The 23,937-nt window shown below is 66.8% G+C and carries 18 protein-coding genes and 1 tRNA gene; 4 read left to right on the plus strand and 15 right to left on the minus strand.

Annotated features, from left to right (window positions below; translation table 11 throughout):
- Positions 1-173 precede the first annotated feature (173 nt).
- The 5 genes from holA to JOE53_RS06140 all read right to left on the minus strand — a co-directional run bounded on the left by holA (position 174) and on the right by JOE53_RS06140 (position 8,313).
- Positions 174-1,220 (minus strand): DNA polymerase III subunit delta, encoded by a 1,047-nt coding sequence (holA, locus tag JOE53_RS06120; protein ID WP_204947107.1) that lies wholly within the window; start codon positions 1,218-1,220, stop codon positions 174-176.
- A 52-nt stretch (positions 1,221-1,272) separates the two neighbouring features.
- Entirely contained in the window at positions 1,273-3,642 is a 2,370-nt protein-coding gene (locus tag JOE53_RS06125; RefSeq protein ID WP_204947109.1) for a ComEC/Rec2 family competence protein, read from the minus strand.
- Positions 3,639-4,253 (minus strand): ComEA family DNA-binding protein, encoded by a 615-nt coding sequence (locus JOE53_RS06130; RefSeq protein WP_204947111.1) that lies wholly within the window; start codon positions 4,251-4,253, stop codon positions 3,639-3,641. The genes JOE53_RS06125 and JOE53_RS06130 overlap by 4 nt, the downstream gene beginning before the upstream one ends.
- Before the next feature lie 84 nt (positions 4,254-4,337).
- Complete coding sequence (gene leuS / locus JOE53_RS06135) at positions 4,338-6,920, minus strand: leucine--tRNA ligase (protein ID WP_204947112.1); 2,583 nt, start codon at positions 6,918-6,920, stop codon at positions 4,338-4,340.
- Between the two features lie 70 nt (positions 6,921-6,990).
- Positions 6,991-8,313: an anthranilate synthase component I family protein gene (locus JOE53_RS06140; protein ID WP_204947113.1), complete on the minus strand. Its 1,323-nt coding sequence runs from the start codon at positions 8,311-8,313 to the stop codon at positions 6,991-6,993.
- 82 nt (positions 8,314-8,395) lie between these two features.
- Between JOE53_RS06140 and JOE53_RS06145 the strand changes: the two genes are divergently transcribed.
- The 3 genes from JOE53_RS06145 to JOE53_RS06155 are packed head-to-tail and all read left to right on the plus strand — an operon-like array spanning position 8,396 to position 10,865.
- Positions 8,396-9,079: a DedA family protein gene (locus JOE53_RS06145; RefSeq protein WP_204947115.1), complete on the plus strand. Its 684-nt coding sequence runs from the start codon at positions 8,396-8,398 to the stop codon at positions 9,077-9,079.
- Positions 9,080-9,083: 4 nt separating this feature from the next.
- Positions 9,084-10,145: an App1 family protein gene (locus tag JOE53_RS06150; protein WP_204947117.1), complete on the plus strand. Its 1,062-nt coding sequence runs from the start codon at positions 9,084-9,086 to the stop codon at positions 10,143-10,145.
- 9 nt (positions 10,146-10,154) lie between these two features.
- Positions 10,155-10,865, plus strand: coding sequence for an SOS response-associated peptidase (locus JOE53_RS06155; RefSeq protein ID WP_204947119.1), 711 nt, complete (start codon positions 10,155-10,157; stop codon positions 10,863-10,865).
- A gap of 59 nt (positions 10,866-10,924) precedes the next feature.
- Here JOE53_RS06155 and JOE53_RS06160 read toward each other — a convergent pair whose 3' ends face one another.
- Positions 10,925-11,362: a PTS sugar transporter subunit IIA gene (locus tag JOE53_RS06160; RefSeq protein WP_325168513.1), complete on the minus strand. Its 438-nt coding sequence runs from the start codon at positions 11,360-11,362 to the stop codon at positions 10,925-10,927.
- A 95-nt stretch (positions 11,363-11,457) separates the two neighbouring features.
- On the opposite strand from JOE53_RS06160, the gene JOE53_RS06165 reads away from it, so the two are divergent.
- Positions 11,458-12,768: an ISL3 family transposase gene (locus JOE53_RS06165; RefSeq protein ID WP_204946571.1), complete on the plus strand. Its 1,311-nt coding sequence runs from the start codon at positions 11,458-11,460 to the stop codon at positions 12,766-12,768.
- On the opposite strand, the gene JOE53_RS15185 is transcribed toward JOE53_RS06165, so the two are convergent.
- The 9 genes from JOE53_RS15185 to JOE53_RS06210 form a co-directional block, all read right to left on the minus strand.
- Positions 12,702-12,905: a PTS transporter subunit EIIB gene (locus tag JOE53_RS15185; protein WP_204947120.1), complete on the minus strand. Its 204-nt coding sequence runs from the start codon at positions 12,903-12,905 to the stop codon at positions 12,702-12,704. The genes JOE53_RS06165 and JOE53_RS15185 overlap by 67 nt on opposite strands.
- A gap of 101 nt (positions 12,906-13,006) precedes the next feature.
- Positions 13,007-13,082: transfer RNA gene (locus tag JOE53_RS06175), tRNA-Ala, on the minus strand.
- Between the two features lie 301 nt (positions 13,083-13,383).
- Entirely contained in the window at positions 13,384-14,328 is a 945-nt protein-coding gene (locus tag JOE53_RS06180; protein ID WP_204947122.1) for a hypothetical protein, read from the minus strand.
- On the minus strand, positions 14,316-15,488 hold the full coding sequence (locus tag JOE53_RS06185; protein WP_204947124.1) for a restriction endonuclease subunit S domain-containing protein: 1,173 nt from the start codon (positions 15,486-15,488) through the stop codon (positions 14,316-14,318). The genes JOE53_RS06180 and JOE53_RS06185 overlap by 13 nt, the downstream gene beginning before the upstream one ends.
- Positions 15,485-16,753 (minus strand): restriction endonuclease subunit M, encoded by a 1,269-nt coding sequence (locus JOE53_RS06190; RefSeq protein ID WP_204947126.1) that lies wholly within the window; start codon positions 16,751-16,753, stop codon positions 15,485-15,487. The genes JOE53_RS06185 and JOE53_RS06190 overlap by 4 nt, the downstream gene beginning before the upstream one ends.
- Positions 16,754-16,837: 84 nt before the next feature.
- A complete protein-coding gene (locus tag JOE53_RS06195) occupies positions 16,838-17,551 on the minus strand; it encodes a hypothetical protein (RefSeq protein WP_204947128.1) in 714 nt (237 codons plus the stop codon).
- Between the two features lie 65 nt (positions 17,552-17,616).
- A complete protein-coding gene (locus tag JOE53_RS06200; RefSeq protein WP_233449498.1) occupies positions 17,617-19,299 on the minus strand; it encodes a UvrD-helicase domain-containing protein in 1,683 nt (560 codons plus the stop codon).
- The gene (locus JOE53_RS06205; protein WP_204947131.1) at positions 19,300-20,907 is read right to left on the minus strand and encodes an ATP-dependent nuclease; all 1,608 of its coding nucleotides are present in this window, start codon (positions 20,905-20,907) and stop codon (positions 19,300-19,302) included.
- The gene (locus tag JOE53_RS06210; protein WP_407663955.1) at positions 20,904-23,936 is read right to left on the minus strand and encodes a type I restriction endonuclease subunit R; all 3,033 of its coding nucleotides are present in this window, start codon (positions 23,934-23,936) and stop codon (positions 20,904-20,906) included. The genes JOE53_RS06205 and JOE53_RS06210 overlap by 4 nt, the downstream gene beginning before the upstream one ends.
- Between the last annotated feature and the right edge of the window lies 1 nt (position 23,937).

Here is a 23,937-nt window from a genome sequence, read left to right on the forward strand (position 1 = left end):
CCCGCATCCGCGGCGGCGGGCCTTCGTCGTCGGTGGGCACGGTGCACGCGTGTGCGCGAGCGCGTGTTCGTCGGTCCTGTCTGGTCGTTCGTTCGTGACGGATGCGACCAGACGGGACGGATGAGCGCGGGGTCGGATGCGCCGCAGGGTGACGGATGCGGCATCCCCCGCGCTCAGGCGCCGTAGGGGGCGCGGGTGGCGATGATCGTGATGAGGCGCTCCACGGCGAAGACGGGATCGCGTGAGGCGCCTTTGACTTCGGCATCCGCCCGCGCCGCCGCCTGGATGGCGAGGCCGAGGCTCGCCTCGTTCCACCCCGTGAGGTCACGGCGGGCACGATCGACCTGCCAGTCCTTCATGCCGAGTCGAGCCGCGAGCGACGCGGACGACTCTCGGATGCCGGCGACGCGCGCCATCGTTCGCAGCTTCGAGGCGATCGCGGCAACGAGCGGCACCGGATCGGCGCCGCTGGCGAGGGCGTGGCGAAGAGCCACAAGAGCATCGCCGTAGCGGCCGGCGATGGCGGTGTCGGCGACCGCGAACGCCGAGGTCTCCACGCGGCCGCCGTAATACCGCTCGACGATCTGCTCGGTGATGTCGCCGGGCACGTCGGAGATGAGCTGCTGGCAGGCCGCGGCGAGCTCGGTGAGGTCGTCGGAGAATGCGCCCACGAGCGCGCGGAGAGCAACCGGCGCGATCTTCTTGCGCGCCGTCTGGAACTCCCCAGCTGCGAAGTCGAAGCGGTCGGAGTCGCGCTTGACGGCCGGGCACGCGATCTCGATGCCGCCACCGGTACCGGATCGGATCGCATCGAGCAGCTTCTTGCCGCGCACGCTGGAACCGGTGTGGCGGAGCACCACCGTGGCGCCGTCCTGGGGGGCCTCGATGTAGGCGAGCGCCTCGGTCAGGAAAGCGTCGGAGCACTTCTCGACGCCTCCGACGCGCACGAGCCGCGGCTCGCCGAACAGCGACGGCGACGTGAGGGTCAGCAGGCTTCCGGAGGTGTAGTCGTCGGCCCGCAGGTCGGAGACCTCCAGGCTCGCATCCTCCGCGCGAAGGAACTCGCGGATGCCGGCGGTCGCCCGCTCCGCGCAGACGTCCTCGGGCCCGGAGACGAGCACGACGGGCGCCGGCTGCGGCGACCGCCAGGAGATCTGCGGGATCGCCGACGCGGTGCGCGCGCCTCCACGAGAGGCGGGACGACGCGGCGCGGAAGGCATGAACACCAGCCTACCGACGGCTCGCGACACCGAGGCAGCGCTCGGCGGCAGCTCACGGAGCTCCCTTCTCGTGCCACAGTCGTACGCTCGATGCCTCGGTCCACAGCATGAGTAGACCTTCCGTGTCGGTGCGGGCCAGCCGCGCGCCCAAGGATTCGAGCATTGCGAGCGTCTCGCTTCGCGGATGTCCGTAGGTGTTCGCTCCGACCGAGACCAGCGCCACCGCGGCGCGGAGTCGTCCGTACAGCCGCGGTTCCTGGTCGGCGCTACCGTGGTGCGAGACCTTCACGACCGTGTAGGCGGCGCGCAGGGATGCTGTCGCTATCAGGCGCCGCTGACCCTCGGCAGAGAGGTCACCCAGCATCAGCATCGGAGGCACGGTCGGGCCGGCGATATCGATCACGACGCTGCCGTCGTTTCCTGCGGCGGTGCGCGGCTGCGGCCACAGCACGCGCCAGCGGGCATCGCCGAGGGTGCCGGTCATCCCCGCGTCAGCACGGACGAGGTGGGCTCCCGCGTCGCTCAACCGGGCCAGTGTGCGTTGGTCGTCGGGCGCTCCTGTCGGGCCGTGCAGAACGGTGTCGACGCGGCCGGCGACCGCGCGCGTTCCTCCGTCGTGGTCGTGGTCGAAATGGGTGAGGACCAGAAGGTCCACCCGGTCCACACCGAGCGTCTCCAGACAGCTCGTGAGCGCCTGCGGATCGGGGCCGGTATCCACGAGCGCGACGCGACCGGCGGCGCGGATCGCGATCGCATCGCCCTGGCCGACGTCGCACACCGCGATCGACCAGGCGACGGGAAGGCGGGCGCGAAGACCGACCTGCGCGGCGGGGCCGGTTGCGGCCACGACGACCGCGGTGACGGCCAGGATCACGACCGCGGCGACCCGAGCCGGTCGCGGTGTGCGCAGCAGCAGGACGACCACGGCCGCGCTGGCAAGGGTCAGGGCGGCCAGGCCCCCGACGCCCTCGGGCCACCAGATCGCGCTGCCCGGCAGGGTGCTGAGTGTCGTGGCGGTGGCGGCGATCCAGGCGGCCGGCACCCAGGCGAGCGCCGCGAGCCCCGCACCCAGGAGGGGGATGCCGGCGCAGAGGCAGGCGGCGAGCCCCAGAACGGTGCCCACCGGCGCGGCCGGCGCGGCGAGCATGTTCGCCGCCACACCGTAGATCGACACCTGGGGCGAGATCAGCACGATGATGGGGCCGCACGCGAGCTGAGCGGACAGCGGCACGGCGACGAAAAGGGCGAGTGTGCGCGGCATCCACCGCGAGAGGCCATCCGCGAGGGGCCCGGCGAGGACGAGAAGCGCGGCGGTGGCGGCGACTGAGAGGGCGAATCCGATCGAGCGCGACAGCCACGGGTCGAGCAGAAGCAGGAGGACGACCGACGCTGTCAGCAAGGAGAGCCCCGCCCCGGTGCGACCCAGCATCAGGCCCAGCATGGCGATGGCGGCCATCGTCGCCGCGCGGATGACGCTCGGCTCCGGCGAGACGAGGATCACGAACGCGACGAGGGTGCCGAGGCCCGCGATCACCCGGAGGGCTCGGCGCGCTCCGCACAGGGCCGCCAGAGCGAAGGCGATCCCGACGACCAGGGCGCAGTTGGCTCCGCTCACGGCGGTGAGGTGCGACAGCGAAGAGGACTTCATCGCCGCATCGAGCCCGTCCGACACTCCCGAGGTGTCGCCGACCGCGAGACCCGCGATCAGGCCGCCCCCGGGATCGGGGAGCCCGGTCGTGACGGTGGTCAGTCCGTGGCGCAGGAGCGAGGCGAGAGCGAACACTCCCGTCGGTGCGGCGATCAGCGTCGGCGTCGCGGACGCGTCGATGACGAGGACGGCCCGTTCGCCGGGGCCCGCGGCCCATGCCGTTCCGGTCAGGCTCACGCGGGCGCCGAGATCGAGTCCCGGCGGGACGTCGCCGGTGCGTACGAGCACCGGCACCGGTGTCGTGATCGTGGTCTCTCCGTAGGCGAGCCGCTGCAGCACGGCGTCGAATCGCCAGCCGGCCGCGCCGCGTTCGATCTTGCCGACCGCGACGACGTCGACCGTCAGCGCACGTCCCCCGGCGATCTCCGCCGCCGCAACGGCTCCGCGAGCAGGCAGCGCGGAGGCGACGTGCCAGGCGATCCCCGCCGCGACGGCCAGGACGATGGCGACCAGGGCGAGCGCAGGAGCGCTGCGTCCCGCCCGGAACGCAGCGGAGCGTCGCCGCCGGTGCACCAGCGCGAGGACGACCACGAGTGCGCTCGCCCAGAGCAGCGCGGCCGCGGATGCCGCGGCATCCGCCGTGCCGGTGACGACCCCGGCGGTCACCCACGCACCGGCGGCGACGGGCACGAGGCGCACGTCCCGGCGTCGCAGGGAGCGGCCGCCCCGGCCGGCTCGCGTCGGCTGAGGCGTCGTCGCTGCGGTTGCGGTCACACCGTCACCAGGTCGCGGAGGCCGGCGAGCATCTTTTCGCCGATGCCGGGAACCGACAGCAGGTCGTCGACGCTGGTGAACCCGCCGTTCTCCTCGCGCCACGCGATGATGCGCTCTGCGATCGCGGGTCCGACGCGCGGAAGCGCGTCGAGGGCGGCGACGTCGGCGGTGTTGAGGTTCACGCGTCCGTCACCGCTGACGGGTGCGCCGGTGGACGGCGCCTCCCCCACCTCCGGCACCTGCACCTGTTCGCCGTCTACGAGAGGTCGCGCCAGATTGACCGCCGTGCGATCGGCGGTGTCCGTGAACCCGCCCGCCGCGGAGACCACATCGACGACGCGCGCTCCGCCGTCCAGGCGGTAGAGCCCGGGGCGCTCCACGGCACCCGACACGTGCACGTAGAGCGCCGCGGCCGAGATCTCGACGGGCGCCACTGCGACGCCCGTGTCGGCGGTGGCCACCGAGCGGACGAGTCCCACCGCGACCGCGATCGCCGCGGCGGCCAGCACCAGCACCAGGGCCGCACCGGTGCCGACGCGCCGCCGACGCGCGCGATGCGCGTCGGCGGCGGTGCGCGGTGCGTGATCGATGCCGGGCGGACTCACCTCCACACCGTGCCATCGGCGTACCGCCGGGATCAGCGCCCGCGCGGCATCCGTGGACGAGCGGCGGGCGCCGCCCTCATGGGGAGGAGACTACGCGGTGGTGAAGCTGACGACCTTGGGAGCGCGGACGACGACGCGCGCGATCTCGCGTCCGGCGAGTGAGCGCACGACCTTCTCGTCCGCGCGCGCCAGCGCCTCCAGCTCGTCGGCCGAGATGCGCGCCGGCACCGTCAGCGTGCCGCGCACCTTGCCGTCGATCTGCACGACCGCGGTGACCGATTCCTCGACCAGCAGCGTCGGATCGGCCTGACGCCAGGTGGCGAGACCGACGAACGGCTCGTAACCGAGCTGCTCCCACATCTCCTCGGCGGTGTGCGGGGCGAACAGGTCGAGGACCATCGCGATCGCCTCGGCGGCCTCGCGGACAGCAGGATCCCCCGCCCCGGCGGGGCCGTCGATCGTCTTGCGGGTGGCGTTGACGAGCTCCATGAGGCGGGCGACGACGACGTTGAACTTGGTCTGCTCGATCAGCGCGGGAGCGTCGGCCCACAGGCGATGGGTGACACGGCGAAGCGCCTGGTCTCCCTCGGCCCACACGACGTCCGGAGCGCTGGTCACCTCTTGCGCGATGCGCCAGGCGCGCGCCAGGAACTTCGCGGCTCCCGTCGTCGAGACATCGCTCCAGTCCTTGTCGTCCTCCACCGGACCGGCGAAGGCGAGCGCGACCCGCAGGGCGTCGGCACCGTGGGCGTTCAGCTCGTCCTGGAAGAGCACGAGGTTGCCCTTGCTCTTGCTCATCTTGGCGCCGTCCAGGATGACCATGCCCTGGTTGATGAGGTGGGAGAACGGCTCGGTGAACTCGACGAGACCCATGTCGAACAGCGCCTTCGTGATGAAGCGCGCGTACAGCAGGTGCAGGATGGCGTGCTCGACGCCGCCGATGTAGAAGTCCACCGGACCCCATCGGTCGGCGTCCTTCGAGGAGAACGCCTTCGTCGTGTCGCCCGGTGACAGGAACCGCAGGAAGTACCAGGAGCTGTCGACGAACGTGTCCATCGTGTCCGGGTCGCGCAGGGCCGGCGCGCCCGTCTCGGGGTCGACGGTTTCGACCCATCCGGTCGCGGCGCCCAGCGGAGAGGAGCCCTTCGGCGTCAGGTCGAGGCCCTCCATGGCCGGCAGCTCGACGGGCAGCTGCTCGTCCGGCACGGGCACGATGCGCCCATCGGCGGTGTGCACCATCGGGATCGGCGTGCCCCAGTAGCGCTGACGTGAGATGAGCCAGTCTCGCAGGCGATAGGTCTTCGCGGCGCGACCGGTTCCGGCGGCCTCGAGCTGCTCGATGGCCCGGGCGATGGCGTTGCGCTTGCTCAGCCCGTCGAGGGGGCCGGAGTTCATCATCCGGCCGTCGCCCGTGAGCGCCACGCCGGTCTTGGCCGGGTCGATCTCGTCGATGCCCGGAGCACCCGGATCGATCGGCACGCCCTCGTCATCCAGTTCGATCACAGGGATCGCGCCGGTCACGGGGGCTGTCGTGTCGACGACCACCTTGACGGGCAGGTCGAACGCACGGGCGAAGTCGAGGTCGCGCTGATCGTGGGCGGGAACCGCCATGACGGCGCCGTGGCCGTAGCCGGCGAGAACGTAGTCCGCGGCCCAGATGGGCAGCCGCTCCCCCGTGACCGGGTTGACCGCGTACCGCTCCAGGAACACGCCGGTCTTCGGGCGGTCGGCGGTCTGCCGGTCGATCTCGCTCGTCTTCTGCACGGTGTCGAGGTAGTCCTGGAAGCGCATGCGCGCCTCCGGGGATGCCGAGGCCACGAGCTCCGCGGCGAGGTCGGAGTCCGGAGCGACGACCATGAACGTCGCGCCGTACAGCGTGTCGGGACGCGTCGAGAACACGGTGATCTTCTCCGCGCGACCCTCGATCTCGAAGTCGATGTCGGCGCCCACGGAGCGTCCGATCCAGTTGCGCTGCATCTGCAGCACCTTGTGCGGCCAGAAACCCTCGAGCTGGTTCAGGTCGTCGAGTAGGCGGTCGGCGTACTCGGTGATGCGGAAGAACCACTGGGTGAGCTTCTTCTTGACCACCACGGCGCCGCTGCGCTCCGAGGTGCCGTCGGGCAGCACCTGCTCGTTGGCGAGCACGGTCTGGTCCACCGGGTCCCAGTTGACGAGCGCGTCCTTGCGGTAGGCGAGTCCCTTCTCATAGAGCCGCTGGAAGAGCCACTGGTTCCAGCGGTAGTACTCCGGGTCGGAGGTGTGCAGCACACGCGACCAGTCGAACGAGACGCCGTACTGCTGCATGCTGGATCGCTGCTGCGCGATGTTGCCGTACGTCCAGCCGCGCGGCTCGACACCACGCTTGATCGCGGCGTTCTCGGCGGGCAGACCGAAGCTGTCCCATCCGATCGGGTTGAGCACGTTGTATCCGCGGTGACGCCAGAAGCGCGCGACGATGTCGGAGTAGAGGTAGTTCTCCGCGTGACCCATGTGCAGGTCGCCAGACGGGTAGGGGAACATCGCGAGCACGTACTTGCGCGGGCGGGTGTCATCCTCGCCGCCGGCGCGGAACGGGTCCTTCTCGGCCCAGATGCGCTGCCACTTCTCCTGCACGGCGTGCACGTCGTACGGTCCGTTCTCGGCGGCGGTGGCGATGTCTGTGGGGCTGCTCATGGGAAGGGGAAGACCAATCTGAAAGCTCGGGAACGCACGACAGGCGTCCTTCCAGGTTAGCGGACCCGCCCTACCATCCCGGCGGCAGATCCGCACCCAGTGCGGCGAGCGGGCCGCGGGCCTTCAGTCCGACCTCGGCGACTTCGTCGTCGGGGTCGGACAGCCAGGTGATGCCGCCGCCGGCACCGACGTAGGCCCCCTGCGGCCGAAGGACGATCGATCGGATCGTCATCGCCAGGTCGGCGCGACCGTCCGTGCCGACCCAGCCGAAGCACCCCGCGTAGATACCCCGGCCTGCCCCCTCCAGCGCGGACAGGATCGTCATCGCCGACAGCTTCGGCGCCCCCGTCATGCTCCCCGCAGGGAAGGCGGCGTCCAGCAGGTGTCCGAGGGTGGCGTCCGGCAGGAGCTGGCCCGCGACGGTGCTGACCAACTGGTGGACCGCCGTATACGACTCCACCTCGAGCAGACGTTCGGCGCGGACCGTCCCCGGCCGGCACACCCGCTGCAGGTCGTTGCGCATCAGGTCGACGATCATGACGTTCTCGGCCCGCTCCTTCACACTGTCGACGAGCGCGCGACGCAGCGCGGCGTCATCGTCGGCGTCGCGGCCGCGCGGACGGGTCCCTTTGATCGGGTGTGTGCGCACCACGCCGTCGGCGACCTCGAGGAAACGCTCCGGGCTTGCACTGAGCAACGCGGTGTCGCCGCTGCGGATGATCCCACCGTGGTGCGCGGGCAGCGCGTCGCGCAGCGCGAGATAGGTGGAGACGGGATCGAAGGGTGTGGATGCCGCCACCGTGAACCGTGTCGTCAGGCAGAGCTGGTAGGCGTCGCCGGCGCGGATCGCCTCTCGGCATCGCGCGATGAGCGCCCGATACTCCTTCGGCGTCTGACGGGCCGATGCGGTGGGGACCGCCTGGCGTGCGGCGGCGGGGCGGCGCGACGCCACACGCGCAGCCGACGATCGTGCGCTTTCCACCGCGTCGGCGAGGGTCTCGCCGCGGTCGGCGGGCGCGGCGATCCACACGTCACGGGCGGCGTGGTCGAAGACGATGAACCATTCGATCCGCAGCCACAGCTCCTGCGGCCCGTCGGCGTCGTCGATGCGCGCGGGCGCTCCGACCGCCGCGGCCGCCGCATCGAACCCCCACCACCCCACCCAGCCGCCCTGCAGCGGACCCGGCACCGCCGCCGCCTGCTGAGCGTCCGCCACGAGAGGAAGGTCGCGGGGTCCTGCGCCGGGAGCGCCGACGCCCAGCCAGCTGAATCCCGTCGTCGCACCCGGCCCGGCATCCAGCCAGAACGCATGCTCGTCGTCGCAGAGGATCGTCGCGAAGACGACGGCCGGATCGACCCAGTCGTGCCGACGGGCGACGAGGCGCGAACTCATCGCTCCAGGCTAGCCGCGACGTTCGGCCGCCGACGGCGGATGCACAGCATGCACACACCTTCACCCGCCATAGGCTGGAGCCGTGAACGAGTTCCTCTCATGGCTGCTCGATGCCGTGCAGAGTGTGGATCCCGTCCTGCGCACGGTGCTCGCGGGCGTCGCCATCATGCTGGAGACGAGCGTTCTGGTCGGCCTGATCGTGCCCGGAGACACCGTCGTCATCGTCGCTGCCACGGCCGTCGGATCGGTCGCCGAAGCCGTCGTGCTCATGGTCGTGGTCGTCGTGGGCGCTCTGATCGGCGAGAGCGTGGGATTCTGGCTCGGTCGATGGCTGGGCCCCCGCATCCGGTTCTCGCGGCTCGGACGTCGGATCGGCGAAGACAACTGGACCCGCGCCGAGCTCTATCTGCGGCGGCGCGGCGGACCGGCCATCTTCCTCTCCCGCTTTCTGCCGGTTCTGCATTCGCTCGTGCCCTTGACGGTGGGGATGAGCGGGTTCTCCTATCGCCGCTTCCTCGCGTGGACCGCGCCGGCCTGCACGGTGTGGGCCGTGGCCTACGTGAGCGTGGCGGCAGCGGCGGCGGGCACCTATCGAGAGTTGGCCGACCGTCTGCACACCGCGGGGTACTTCTTCGTCGGTGCGATCATCGTCTTCCTCTTTCTCGCATACGTCGCCAAGCGCGTGATCGTGGCACGCGAGGCACGCCATATGCGACTGGACGACGAGGCTCCCGGCACGAAGCGCACGGACGGCATGGGAGACTGAAACGATGGCCGCCGAACCCGCACCACGCGTGAAGGTGCTCTGGATCGCCCGACTGGAGTACCGGTTCCATGCGTGGCGAGAACGTCGGGCCCGCGCCCGTGGGCTGCGCGCCAGTGTGTCCGCGTACCCCGGTTACGGCGGGGAGGACTGGGTTCGTGTCCTCGGCCGTGTGCTGATCGCCCCTCCCATCCGCGCGCGTCGTCGACGCGGCGACGACGGCGGCGTCCGTGGTTGGCGCAGCTTCGCCGCCGTTCCCGTCGGTTATGCCACCGTGACGGTGACCGTCGACGGCGTCACCCACGAAGTGATCGCCGATCGCGGTGGCGTCATCGATGCCGTGCTGCCGGCTCGACTGCAGGCGGGATGGCAGCCCCTGTCGATGGCCGTCGAGGGGTCGGAGCCGTTCGAGACGCGCGTGTTCGTGGTGGGCTCCGATGTCCGCTTCGGCATCGTCTCCGACGTCGATGACACCGTCATGGTGACGGCCCTGCCTCGGCCGCTCATCGCCGCGTGGAACTCCTTCGTCGTGAACGAGCACGCCCGCCAGCCGGTGCCCGGCATGGCAGTGCTGCTCGAGCGGCTCGTGCGCGAGCACCCGGGCGCGCCCATGGTCTACCTCTCCACCGGAGCCTGGAACGTCGCTCCGACGCTCCAGCGCTTTCTCCGTCGTCACCTCTTTCCGCCCGGAGCACTGCTGTTGACCGACTGGGGACCCACGCACGACCGGTGGTTCCGCAGCGGCCGGGCACACAAGGAGGAGAACCTCCGACGCCTCGCGCGCGAGTTCCCCCAAGTGAAATGGGTGCTGATCGGTGACGACGGGCAACACGACGATGCCCTGTACACGGCTTTCACGGGCGCGCACCCCGAGCACGTCACGGCCGTCGCGATCCGTCGGCTCTCGCCGGCGGAGGCGGTGCTGGCCGGAGGACGCACGGCCGTGGACGATCACACCGCCGCCACGGTGCCGTGGGTGACAGGGGACGACGGCGCCGCCCTTCTCGACAGGCTGGCTGAGATCGGTGTCGTGGGCGGCACGGCCGACGGCGTCGGAGGCCCCGCGTAGGCTGGCCGCATGTGCGGTCGATTCGTCGTGGGCAGTTCCGGCTCCGAGCTCGTCGGTGTGCTGAGAGTGGATGTCGTCGGAGATGATCTTCCCCAGCCCTCGTTCAACGTGGCGCCGACCGACCGCGTGGCGATCGTGCTCGACTCCGCGAAGACCGAGCCCCCGACGCGTCGCCTGGAGGCGGCGCGCTGGGGCCTGATCCCCGGGTGGGCAAAGGATGTGGGCATCGGCGCGAAGGCGATCAACGCACGCGCCGAAGAGGTCGAGAACAAGCCGATGTTCGGGCAGGCGCTCATCAAGCGACGCGCCGTGATCCCGGCATCCGGCTACTACGAGTGGCACACCGAGGACGGCGTGAAGACGCCCTACTACATCCACCCCGCCGACGACTCGCCGCTGCTGTTCGCGGGACTCTACGAGTGGTGGAAAGACCCCGCGAAGGCCGCGGACGACCCCTCGCGGTGGGTGCTGAGCTTCACGATCATGACCAGGGATGCCGTGGGTCAGCTCGGTTCGATTCACGACCGCATGCCGCTGTTCATCGACGCGGACTACGCCGATGTGTGGCTCGACCCCACCACGGAGAACGTCGGCGATCTGCTGGACGCGACGATCGACGCTGCCCCGGCCCTGGTGGACGGGATGCTGATGCGAGAGGTTGATCGCGCCGTCGGCAACGTGCGCAACAACGGCCCGCAGCTGATCGCGCCGCTCTCGTGACGGACGGCGGGACGGACCCGAAGGTCCGCCCCGCCGTATCCGGCAGGATCGTTCGATCCCTACGCGAACTCGATCGTCGCATCCTCGTTGTTGAGCACGATCACCGGAGTGATCGCGGGGTGCCCCGCGCGGCGGATCTTCTCCGCGTCGAAGCGAAGGAGCGGCGTACCGGCCTCGACGGTGTCCCCCGCTGTCACGAGCGTCTCGAAGCCGTCGCCCGTCATGTCGACCGTGTCGATGCCGACGTGGATCAGAAGCTCCGTTCCGTCCGCGAGGGCGAGGCCGATCGCATGTCCCGTCGGGAAGACCGATGCGATGGTGCCACCGGCCGGTGCGACGATGGTGTCTCCGGTGGGGTCGATCGCGAGGCCCGGGCCCATCGTTCCTTGGGTGAACATCGCATCCGGAACCTCGGAAAGTGCGAGCACGCGGCCCGCCACCGGTTGACGAAGCTGCAGGACCGCCGGCGGAACCGACGAATCCGGCTCTTCGCAGATGAGGGTGTAGTCGTGGGCCGGCTGGTGGTTCGCGGATAGGCGTCGAGGTCTTCCAGGATGGAAGTTCCTACGCTGCCCATCCGAAAGACCTCGACGTGCACCACCCTACGTTCGCGACCCCTGACCTGACCACGTTCTGCCGCCTCGACGAGCTCGGCCTCGAGGCTGTTGGACAGCTGCTCGAGCCAGACCGGGCAGTGCTTGAGTGCCGTGTCATCAATGATGACCCGTGGTGCCGGAAGTGCGGTGCGGAGGGCGTGGCGCGTGACACGGTCACGCGGCCGCTCGCGCATGAGCCGTTCGGGCACCGGCCGACGACGCTGCTGATCCGGGTGCGCCGCTACCGGTGCGCGCACTGCCGGCGCACCTGGCGGCAGGACACGACGAAAGCGGCGGCGCCACGGGCGAAGATCTCGCGCGGCGGGATCGGGTGGGCACTCACCACGATCGTGGTCGACCACCTCACCGTCTCCCGCGCCGCAGCAGGACTCGGGGTGTCGTGGCACACCGCGAACACCGCGATCCTCGCCGAAGGCAAGCGACGGCTGATCGACGACCCCACGCGGTTCGATGGGGTGACCACGATCGGTGTCGACGAGCACGTCTGGCGCCACACACGGTTCGGCGACAAGTACGTGACCGTGATCATCGACCTCACCCCGGTCCGCGAGAAGAGCGGCCCGGCCCGGCTGCTGGACATGGTCGAGGGGCGGTCGAAGCAGGTGTTCAAGCAGTGGCTCGCCGCCCGGCCCGCGGACTGGTCGAAGGCGATCGAGGTGGTCGCGATGGATGGGTTCAGCGGGTTCAAGACCGCCGCGGCCGAGGAACTCCCCGACGCCGTCCCCGTCATGGACCCGTTCCACGTCGTCCGCCTCGCCGGCGACGCCCTGGACCGCACCCGGCAGCGTGTTCAGCAGGACAACCTCGGCCACCGCGGCCACGCCGGTGACCCGCTCTACGGTGTCCGCCGCACCCTTCACACCGGCGCGAGCTTGCTCACCGAGAAGCAGACCGCACGCCTCGACGCGGTGTTCGCCGCCGAGGAGCACATCGAGGTCGAAGCGACCTGGGGCATCTACCAGCGCATCGTCGCGGCCTACCGCGAACCCGACAAGAACAAGGCCAAGGAGATGATGCGCGCAGTGATCGACGCCGTCAGCAGCGGCGTCCCCGCCGCTCTCACCGAGATCCGCCGACTCGGGCGGACCTTGAAGCAGCGCGCAGCCGACGTGCTCGCGTTCTTCGACCGCCCCGGCACCTCGAACGGACCCACCGAGGCAATCAACGGGCGCCTCGAACACCTCCGCGGATCGGCCCTGGGCTTCCGCAACCTGACTCACTACATCGCGCGGTCGCTGCTCGAAGCCGGCGGCTTCAGACCACTCCTACACCCTCGATTGCGATGAGCCACGAATCCAGCCGCTGCTCGGCAGCAGCACCCGCGGCGATCGCGGCGCCGCCGACACCCCGAGGGGTCGGCGATCTCCATCCGTAGACGTGTGGCGCAGTTGTCGACATCGATGATGTCGCGCGAGCCACGCATGGGACGCTACCCCCGATCAGGCCAAACGCACAGCATTCACTCAGGAATCGGCGAATCTCCGCCGAAAACGCGAAACCCCCCGGGGGTGACCCGGGGGTTCTTGGTGGACCTGAGGGGACTCGAACCCCTGACCCCCTGCATGCCATGCAGGTGCGCTACCAGCTGCGCCACAGGCCCGGATGGCCTCGCGGCTGCCCAAAACTCGCGGAATCTTGCGCTTCGGCTTCACTCCGGTGGTGGTGATAGCCAGCATACGCGACTGGGCTTCGATGGATCTGGACGCTCCTGGAGAGATCTCGAGGTGTCTGAACAGTCGAGTAAGTGTCTACATCTCAAGTCTGGGCTTGCCGGGGCAGCGCCAGCATTCCGAGGCTGCCACGAAGGACGACTGGGCCATTGGGATACCCGCTCGGCGTATCCGCAGGCGTCCCTCAATCGTCGGGCGTTCCTTCTGAGTGCGAAGACGGACGCCCAGAGCTCACCAGACTTCCACGTCCCACTTGAGTTGCTGGTCCCAGATTCCGCTGTGGACTCCGCTCGGTTCTTCCGCCAACTCGCGAGCAACTTCCTGGAAGACGAACTGTGTGATGCCTTGAACAGTCGGCTTGACCGTGCCCCAGTTGTCGGCGGGGTTCATCACGTCGAGGAATGCCGATCCCCCACTCGAGGTCGGCATGATGTGAACAACCGCGTTCCGCTTGCCGATGACGTCGCCGCGGTCCCAGTGATTCACCAGTGCCGTCTGAACGGGTGAAGGGACGTAGCGGGCGGACTCGAGGAGCAGCGCCTTGATCGCCGTGCGTGCGGAGCCAGCCTCCGGCCTCAGCGCCTCGGCTAAGCCGACGCCGCGTACCAGCGTCGACGTCCCGATCAAGTCCGGCCAAGGCTCCGCCTCCAGCCGTAGCACCGCAACGTGCTGAACTAAACCCTCGTACGCCGCAGCAATGTGCTTGTTCTTGATAGGCGTCGCCGGAATCGCGGGCAAGTTCAGATCGATGTCGTTCTGCACCACCATCCCAAGCGTCCAGCCCACGATGACCGGCGTGAACTCCTCGCGAATGCCGAGTTCTCTGGCATCCAATCCGTCGGAGTCGAGACGCTGAAGGATCTCTGTCCTCAGCTCCGTCGAGAACGTGTCGGAGCTGCCGCGACCTCGCAGCGCCGTCAGAATCCAACTCGCAAGAAGCGCGTGTGCCGGGTCTAGACGTTCGATCGTGTCGGTTGCAGCGCCCGCGCCGAGCTGCCCAGCGTGGGCTGCCCACTTGCACCCGTATGCCTCCGCCGTCGAATCAAGCCATTCAAGATCGAGTTCAATCTCCGCCAGCCGAGGCTCGAGGGCGGCATGTGCATCAGTATCGTCAGCGAGGCGGCGATAGAGGAGGCCGTACACCAGCGGCGAAAGGCGACAGCTCAGCTCGGCCACAGGATGCTCTCCAGCTGCGCGTCGAGTGGTCCCATGGGAAGCACGTCCCCCGCCTGCGTGTCCAATGCCCCGGTGGGAACTGGGAACTGCCGCAGGTCGCTGAGCCGCATCTGCGGCACGGTCCCATCGAGCGCAAGGAAGCGCCACCGCGCCAGGCCGATGGCACTATTGAGGAAGCTCGCGATCGCCGGGGCGAGTATCCACTCGTTTGGCCGGATGCGGTAAACGGTGTCGCTGACCAGCATGGGCTGACTGACTACCTGAGCCATTGGCCGCTCGCCAATGACCGCAACGAGTACATCGCCCGGTTGGGCGATGAGCGAGTCTGGTAGCACTGGCGCCACTTCATCGCGCCTCCCCGCGAGGTACATACCGGTTGCGAGCGGAAGCACGCCCGCGGCGGGGTCCACTGGTTCGTCTCCGCGTGAACGCGATTGGCGCCCGCGAGCGATTTCGCCGTAGTCGCCAAGCGGCTCACCATCCTGCATGAGCGAAGGGTTGGCCGAGGCCAGTGCGAATCGCCATTGCTGGCCGCGCAGGTCAGCGGCCCGCCACCACGTCGTGGGCCCCTCCTGTTCCTGACCTCGAAGCCGCTGCTCGATCGCTGCCAATGGGTACGCCGCAGCGCGCTGTTCCTCAAGGCTCGGAACGGGGAGCGTCATACGAAGCAGGGCCGCGGTTGCCTCGAGTTTGCCTGAGGACTCCGCGGTGACGAGGCGCCGAAGCGCACGCCCGGAACGACTGTTGAGCGCACCCCATAGCCAGTTCGAATCGATCAGCGAAGGATCGGCGCGAACTGCGAGAAACTGCGAAGACGCGAGGGAACCGATGAGCGTCTCGTTCACGAACAGCGCTGGCACATCGATCGGTGGGACCAAGATGTCGCCAGAGTGCAGGGCTCGACCGAAGCCGCCGACGCGGAAGGCAGCGCCGATGTAGCCGCGACGGCGACGACGAAGCACACCCGTCACGCTATCGATGCTCTGCGGCGTGATGACCGGGAACTCCGGTTCGACTTCTTCGACCGCAGATAGCACGTGTGCGACGTCGCCAAGTTGGCGAAGTGGCGCATCAGCGGGCCATGTGAACGCATCGACGCCGAGACTTCCGATGTTCCATGACCGCTTGCTTCGGAGGTCCGCGAGTACCCACGTGCTCATGACCAGGCCTCACTGAACCCGTCAAGGTGATCGACTGCTGCCTTCGTCAGCGCCCCCTGCACACCAAGCTGCACCTGCCAGTCGTCATCTGCGGCCTGGCCGACGAATGTCTCGCCAGGAGCATCTCTCTTGTCGATCACCAGCACGACGCCCGCGACGCTCGTACCAGGCACGGCGCCGCGTGGCGTGCCGATGAGCGCGCCGACGCGGAACTCGTTGGCGAGGTAGTCCCGGTACTCTTGCCCGCTGGCCCGGTAGACAAATGACCGCGGCAGCAGGATCACCGCACGACCGCCATCTTCGAGCTGACGGATCGATAGGTCGACTGCGGCCAGGTCCATGTCTGTGGTCACGCGCCCGTTGAGCAGTTCGTAGGGCTGCGACAGCCGCATGCCGAGTGGCGGGGCGGTGACGATCGCGCTCGCCACTGGCAGTTCGACTCGGAACGCGTCGCCGGCCACCATCTCTGTTGGGACGCCTGCCATCTCGCCGATCGCGCGAGCAATAGCGACGGTTCGCTCCTCCAACTCGACGCCAACGAGTCGGACGTCCGCCGGCCCCTCGCCTCGTCGCATCGCCTCCCTCACGCGATCGGCGACGGCCCAAAGGAAGGAGCCGACACCAGCGAAGGGGTCGAGCACCAGTCCTTCGAGCCGGTTCCCGAGCAGGCGCGCAACCAGCGACGCAATGAGCGGGCTGCTCGAATGATGTGCGAACCCGGACCGCGACGTCGTGTCGGCGAGGGCTCGCATTGCCGCGCGCCAGTATGCCTCATTGCTGACCGAGAACCCATCGAGTGTTGGAAGGCTGACGGAAACTTCGCTCGGCGCCATCTCGCGGGTGAGGCTCGCGAGCCAGTTCGTGAGAAGTGGTTCTACAACCGTGGGGTCGTCAACGTCACCGTGAGATCCGAACGGTGGCGGCGTCGGTCCGCTGACGAGCTCGAGACGGCGGAACGATCGATCTGCCTTGAACCACTTGTCGTCGATGACGATGTAGTTGTCCACGGTGCCAAGCGTGTCGGCGTACTGCGCGACCTGCGGGAGCACAAACTCCGGCTTGCTGATGCTCGAACCGGACTTGATCTCGATGACCACCCAAGGGACGACTTTCCCGTCCTGGTTCGCCGCCCACGCGACGATGTCTGGACGGGAGTGCGTGCCGGCGATACGCACCTGATGCTCCACCGACAGGAAGCCAGCGTGGCGAAGCTGTTCGACAGCGCGCTTGACGATCGCGTCATATTCGCGTCCTGCACTCGACATGCTGCCCCCCTCTCCGAATTCGAGCAACCGGCAACCGTACCATCGCCCGGAGGTCGCGGCAAACTGATGTGACGAGCCACCGGATCAGTTGAAGTGGAACGTACGGTACGAGCTCTGCACGTTGAAGCGACGTCCGTCCTTCCGTCGCTGTAGGAACCCGGTCACGCTGTCGACGTCGTTCGGCCGCATGCCCAGCGCCCGGCACTTCGCACGAACCTGCTCGACCGTGATGGGCGCCCAGCGGTCGGGCCGGTTCATCATGTCGGCCTTGAGCTTGTCCTCCTCGTTCCACTTCAAGCCCGACGAATATCCCGCCGCCATCCCGGCGATGTACTCCAGAATCCCGTCGACGCCGTTCGGTAATGAATCCAGCGCTTCCGGTTCGTCACTCACTGGAGAAGGCGCCACGGTCTGGCCGCGCAGAAGCTGGATCGGGTTCGCGTCATCGATCCACTCGGCTGTCTCCCTCTCGTTCCACTCGATCACGGCGAGTGCGTCCGCGTCGACGTCCCACAGCTCATTGAGGTGCTGGCGATCCGGCCAGGCATAGAGCACTCGGCACCCCGAGAGCGATCCAGTTGAGAGTCCTCGCCAGGTCAGGTGCAGCACTCCAGGTTGTGCGACGAGGCGTTTCAGACTGTCGCCGTCGAATCGCTTCTGAGGCGTCACCACCACGACGGACCGACCGGACTGATCGAGTAGCCACTTGATGGCTCGCATGTTCTGCGGCTCGCGGGAGGTCTCGCCCTCGGTCAGTCGCGAGATCGCGACAGGGAACTGGTACGCATCGGATGACATCGGACATCTCCTCGCTTCGGGTACGGACTGACCACGTTAGCCAGCGGTTCCGACATCCGACCGATCTACCGTCCTGCGATTGCGGCCCAGTCTGCCGAGTCGAACCATGAAACCAAACCTCTGTCATCGAGCGGATTGGCCGAAGCGAGGTTTGAGAGGAACGGAGATGGCGTGCGGCTCATAGGACGACCCACGTTCGTGGGAACCGACGCCGCACGGCTGACGATGACGCCGTGACGGGCGCGCGAGAGCATCACCGAAAGCACCCTGGCCTCCTCGGTTCGCTCCTCAACAGTGGTGGCCCGGAAATCCGGAATCACGCCGTCCTCGAGCCCGACAACCACGACCCAGTCGAACTGCTGACCCTTTCCTACATGGCCAGTGAGCAGGTGGATGCCAGGCGCAGTTATCAGCGTGTTGGCGTCTCCGATCTGGATACGCGAGCGTACGTCGGTTGGAGTCACGCCATCGCGAAGCAGGTCATGGCACCAGTGAAGGGCGTTGAGAAGGCTCTCGCGCACAGACGGATCCGTGGCGGAATCAAACGATGCTGCCTCACGCAGAAAGGCCATCTTGTCTGACGAAGCGTCGTACCCTCGTGCATCGAATCGCGCGAGCATCGACTTCATGTTGCGCGCGGTCTCTGTATCGAGGACTCCGTCGTCCCAACGGTAGAACGGCAGATCCACAGTCGACAGCGCCTCTTCGACGAAACGCCGACGGCCGAGCGTCCGCGCGATGATTCCGATTCTTTGGTCTGGAACACGCGTAGTCAGGGCCTGCGCAACTTGCGTTACCCACAGCCCCTCGGAATCGGCCGTCTGGTGCGCAACCGAAGCCGCAAGTCCGCCACTCGGCCATGAGGTGGGGTTCGCTGACGTAAGCGGCGTCCCGGCCGTCAGCGAGCTCAAGGAGTTGACCATCGCCAGCACGGCGGGCGATGACCGATGCGACTCGGAGAACTCGATAACCTCAGTGCACTCAGCGCGAACCGCCGCGTCGACATCTGATGGCTTGGCTCCAGCGAAGCCGTAGATTCCTTGAGCTAAGTCCCCCGCGAACGTTGTCTTTTTGTAGCCAACTCGATTCACGATGCGCAGTTGCTGGGGAGTGAGGTCCTGAAACTCATCGACGATCACGCTGCCGAAATGAGCCTGGTACAGATCCGTCACCAAATCGTCCGCGAGGATCAGCTCTGCCAAGCGCGGTAGATCGTCGTAGGTCAACCGCCCTTCCGCTAGACGTTGGCGTTCAATGGCAAGCGCGGCTTCTCGGCCGGGCGCGCTTAAGTAGGCTTCCACCTCCTCGTCGGTGCGCGGCTCCTGTTTGGCGTTCCTCAAGGTCGCTTGCACCGCTGTGATCGTGTTCCAGTCGAAGTTGCTAGCGCGGCACTGTGCTCCAACCCAATCGCCGTCGGGGAGAGTCATCGCGGGATCAAGTCCGATCACGTTGGCGTGCGCGCGAAAGAGGCGTGCAGCCAATCCGTGGAAGTTAGTGATGGTCACGCGCTCTCGCAGCGTCGCCAGCGGCAGGTAGTCCTGGAGCCGCTCCCGGATGTTGTCTCGCGCCCGATTCGAGAAGGTGGTGACGAGGATCCGCTGTGGAGCGCGGACGTCGCCGCGTTGCAACAGACCCTGAACACGCAGCGCGAGCGCCTCTGTCTTTCCGCAGCCTGCGGGCGCGATCACAAGTAGGTCTCGAGCGGCAGCGTCACGGATCGATATCTGAGATGCAGTCGGTCGGATCATCTACGGCGCGATCTCCGTCAGAAGATCATCAATGCTCGTGATGCCGCGAGCATTGGCACTCGTCAAGATGGGTAGGACCGAGAGTGCTGCGCGCACTTTTCGCTTGTTAGCCCGACAGAAGGTGGCGACGTCGACATCAGTGTAGGTACCGCCACCCCCGGTCGGCACACAGTTGGCGAGCTCATTCTTTGAGAACTGCCCGCCACCGACGAGCGCCGCATAGACGTTCGTTCCGCCGAGCGCTCGTACGTATTCATCTTCAAGGTCACGCTGCGAGGTGAACACCGAGTTGGCGCGGAGGTCAGCGACCGGGATGCCAAGCGCGTCCGCCACATCACTCTCGGCATCAAGATCGATGAGACGAGAAACCGCCAATTTGAAGCCCATCGCGCCGAAGAGTTTGGCGATCGGCTTGATCTCGCTCGAGCCGTCCGTCTCGATGACGGAGACGCCCAGGCGATCGAGATTGCGATCAGTCAGGTCTGCCACGCGTTCCAAGATGATGCGGTCGGAGAGGCCCTCGACCGTGACGACGCGGGTTGCGGTGAGCGGCTCCAACTTGTCCCGAACCCACCACTTCACGAAGGTACGTTCGTCCGCAGCGAGGAAGCCTGCGTCGGGTTGGACGATCTTGCCGCCGGGACGCACTACAACGATCGAGTCCGCGTCGAATGCGCCGACGATGTCCGATGAGTGCGTTGCAAGCACCTTCTGATTGCTGCTCGCGCGAAGGAGGCGAGCAAGGCTGCGCTGGGACGTGGGATGGAGGTGAATCTCGGGCTCGTCAATGCCGACGACGTTTGCGCCCGCGCTCATCAGGTCGTAGAGGGCGATCGCGTAGAGCGCGCGCGTGCCGTCGGACTGCTGAGATAGCTCGTGCTCGACCCCACCCTTCGTGACACGGAGACGGACATCGCTGAGAAGATCGTCGTCAGCTGAGGCGCCGCTCACGAAGGAGAGATCCCTCTTCTTCAGTTTCTCCGGAAGCGCTTTGGAAAGCTGGCCGGCGAGCTGCTTGCGCAGGTCGCCGAGCGTATCGGAGCCATCGAGCGCGTCCTGAAAGCTTGTCGCGATCGCGTCGAAGCCAGCCTTCTCAGTGCCGAGATCGACGGCCTTGAGCATGTCATCGAGCGCCGACCGGCGATCCTCGCGAAGGTCGCGGGTCTGCGCGGTTGCGCTGAGGAACTTCCACCCAAGCCCGGCGATCTGGTCACGGGAGAGCTGCCGCCCAGTACCTGCGTGGGGGCCAACCCGCGTGATGCTGAGGGATTCGCTGGCATCGACGGATGCGGTGAGCTGGATGGTGAGCGAAGTCCTGCGCGTCACGGGGTCAACAAAGATCTCGTCCGCGAAGAGCGTCTTCTCGTCCGCAGAGAAGTCAACGAGCTCGACCTGGAAGCGAAGTTCCTGGTCGGAATCTCGGAAGTCGTCCGCGCTCAGGCTTGAGTACAGCTGCGCGGTACTTGCGCCAAGAGTTAGGTCGAGCGCCCGCAGGAGCGAAGACTTCCCGACATCGTTGGCTCCGACCAGGACGAGGTGGTCGCGGACTTCGATCTCGGTGTCTTCGAGTCGGCGATAGTTCTCCAGCTTGATTCGGGTCAGCTTCACGATTCGCCCCCAGATCCCAGGCCGAAGAATCGCTCGAAGAAGCGCGCAAGTGCCTCAACGGCTGTGCGCTTCTTCTCACCGTGCCCGCCGTCCACGGCGAACCTCGAGACGGGCGGCAAGATCTTGGTGATTGCCGTGCCGGTGGTCCGGAGCTGTCCGTCACGGAACGCCGCCTCGATAAACGCGCGCGTCTCATCCGGGCGGAGATTCTGGTCGGTGATTAGCGTGTCAAGCTCGGCCTCACGCTTGGCAGCGACGAAGGCCTGCCACTGATCGTCGACGGCCCCGGTCACGGATACAGAGTCGACGAAGTCTTCGACCAGGTCGCGCTTACTGCGCAAGCTCGGGCTCGCTTGCACGGCACGCGAAATCTCAGCGCGGATCTCCTTGTCCTCGCCGTCTCCGAAGCTGGCGCGATACTTCTCGACGAGCATCAGGATGTAGTCGACGTTGATCTCGACCTGTTTGATGAGCTCGATCTCGAAGACCACGTCGTCGTTGATCAGCTCCTTGTCGCTGTCACGATCGCGCCGGAACTCCGCGTAGAAGTCAAGGTACAAACTGCGATAGTCCTGCGCCTGACGCTCGGTGAGCGGGTCCTGCCCCTCGAAGTCGTCGAAGGAGGTCAAGATGTTCTGAAGTCGCAGGATGGCGCCGAAGAGTGCGATGAAGTCTTTCTGCGCCGACTCTCCGATGATCTGCTGGCCGAGCGGGTACTTCTGCAGGAGTTCGGTCACCTTTTCGACGTACTCGCCGTAGTAGTCCTGGTACGGCTTCAGCAGGACGACGCCTCGGGCGTCCTTGTTACCGAAGAGCTCGAGGGCGGCATTGGTCGCATCTTCGAGGTTCCGGAACGAGACGATGTTGCCGTAGGTCTTGACGGAGTTCAGGATCCGGTTGGTGCGCGAGTAGGCCTGGATGAGTCCGTGCGAGCGAAGGTTCTTGTCCACGAACAGCGTGTTCATCGTCGTGGCGTCAAAGCCCGTCAGGAACATGTTGACCACGATGACCAGATCGAGCTCGCGGTTCTTCATCCGCTGCGACAGATCCTTGTAGTAGTTCTGGAAGCTGTCGCTGCTGGTGTCGTAGCTCGTGCCGAAGAGACCGTTGTAGTCCTTGATCGCGGACTCGAGGAACTCCCGCGCGTCGCCGCTGAGTCCCTCGGTGTCGAACGCCTCGTCGTCGAGGATGTCCTCGTCCTGAGCATCGTTGGCACCGTACGAGAAAATGACACCGACCTTCAGTCGACGATCCGGCGTCAGGCCCTTCTGCTGCGTCTTGAACTCTAAGTAGTAGCGCTGGGCGGCTTCGATAGAAGCGGTGGCGAAAATGGCGTTGAATCCGCGGACACGCTTCTTCTCACGGAGGGCTTCGACGCGGCGACGGGTACGGACGGACTCACCGACGTTGATGACGACCGAGTGCTCGTAGCTGGAGGCGCGCTTCGTCTTCTGGTCGAAGTGCTGCAGCGTGTACTCCACGATCTGCGCCACGCGCCGCGAGTCCAGGAGCGCCTTTTCCGACTCCACTCCCGAGACCTGCTTGTCGTCAGGAGCGCCCACCTTGACGGTGTTGATGTAGTCGATGCGGAACGGCAGAACGTTCTTGTCCGTGATGGCGTCGACGATCGTGTAGGTGTGCAGTTTGTCGCCGAACGCTTGCTCGGTCGTTCGCAGGCGCGGGTTTCCGCCACTGCCCGAGTTGGCCGCGAAGATCGGCGTGCCCGTGAAGCCGAAGAGGTTGTAGCGCTTGAACGCGCGTGTGATGTCCGTGTGCATGTCGCCGAACTGCGAGCGGTGACACTCATCGAAGATGATCACGACGTGGCCCGAGTAGATCTCGTGACCCTTGTTGGCGCGAACGAAGTTCGAAAGCTTCTGGATCGTCGTGATGATGATCCGCGCGTTCGGGTCTTCGAGCTGCTTCTTGAGCACCGAAGTCGACGCGTTGGAGTTTGCCGCCCCCTTCTCGAACCGGTCGTACTCGCGCATGGTCTGATAGTCGAGATCCTTACGGTCCACGACGAATAGCACCTTGTCGACGCTTGGGAGCTTCGACGCGAGCTGCGCGGTCTTGAACGAGGTGAGGGTCTTCCCCGACCCTGTGGTGTGCCAGACGTACCCGCCGGCCTCGATGGTGCCGAGCCGCTTGTAGTTGGTCGCGATCTCGATGCGCTGCAGGATCCGCTCGGTCGCCACGATCTGGTACGGGCGCATTACCAGCAGGTCACGATCGACGGTGAGCACGCAGTACTTGGTCAAGATGTTGAGCAGTGCGTGCTTCGCGAAGAACGTCTTGACGAAGGCCGTGAGCTCCTGGATCGGCCTGTTTTGCGCGTCCGCCCACCACGACGTGAACTCAAAGCTGTTGCTGGTCTTCTTCTTGCTGCCTGACGCCTTCTTGCCTTCGTCGATGTGACGGTTGCGCGTCGTGTTGGAGTAGTACTTGGTCAGCGTCCCGTTGCTGATGACGAACAACTGGACGTACTCGAAGAGACCTGAGCCTGACCAGAAGCTGTTGCGCTGGTAGCGGTTGATCTGGTTGAAGGCCTCGCGGATGTCGACGCCGCGACGTTTCAGCTCGATGTGCACCATCGGCAGGCCGTTCACGAGGACTGTGACGTCGTAGCGATTCGCGTACTGCGCACCGCCTTCGCCCTGGCCAATCTCGTACTGGTTGATCACCTGCAGGCGGTTGTTGTGGATGGTCTTCTTGTCGATCAACGAGATGTTCTTGGTCGAACCGTCATCGCGGGTCAGGATCTGGACGTGGTCCGCCTGGATGCGCGTCGTCTTCTCAACGATGCCGTCGTTCTGGCTGGCGATCTTGTTCTTGAAGAAGTCGTCCCACTCGGTGTCGCTGAACTCGATGTGGTTCAGCGTCTCAAGCTGCACGCGGAGGTTCGTAACCAGTTGAGCTTCAGAGGTGATCGGGAGGTACTCGTAGGCCTGCGACTGGAGCAGCCGAATCATCTCGCGTTCGAGATCAGACTCGGACTGGTAGGCCGACGCGTGAGAGGCTTCGGTCACA

This window comes from Microbacterium laevaniformans, assembly GCF_016907555.1.
Taxonomy (GTDB): Bacteria; Actinomycetota; Actinomycetes; order Actinomycetales; family Microbacteriaceae; genus Microbacterium; species Microbacterium laevaniformans.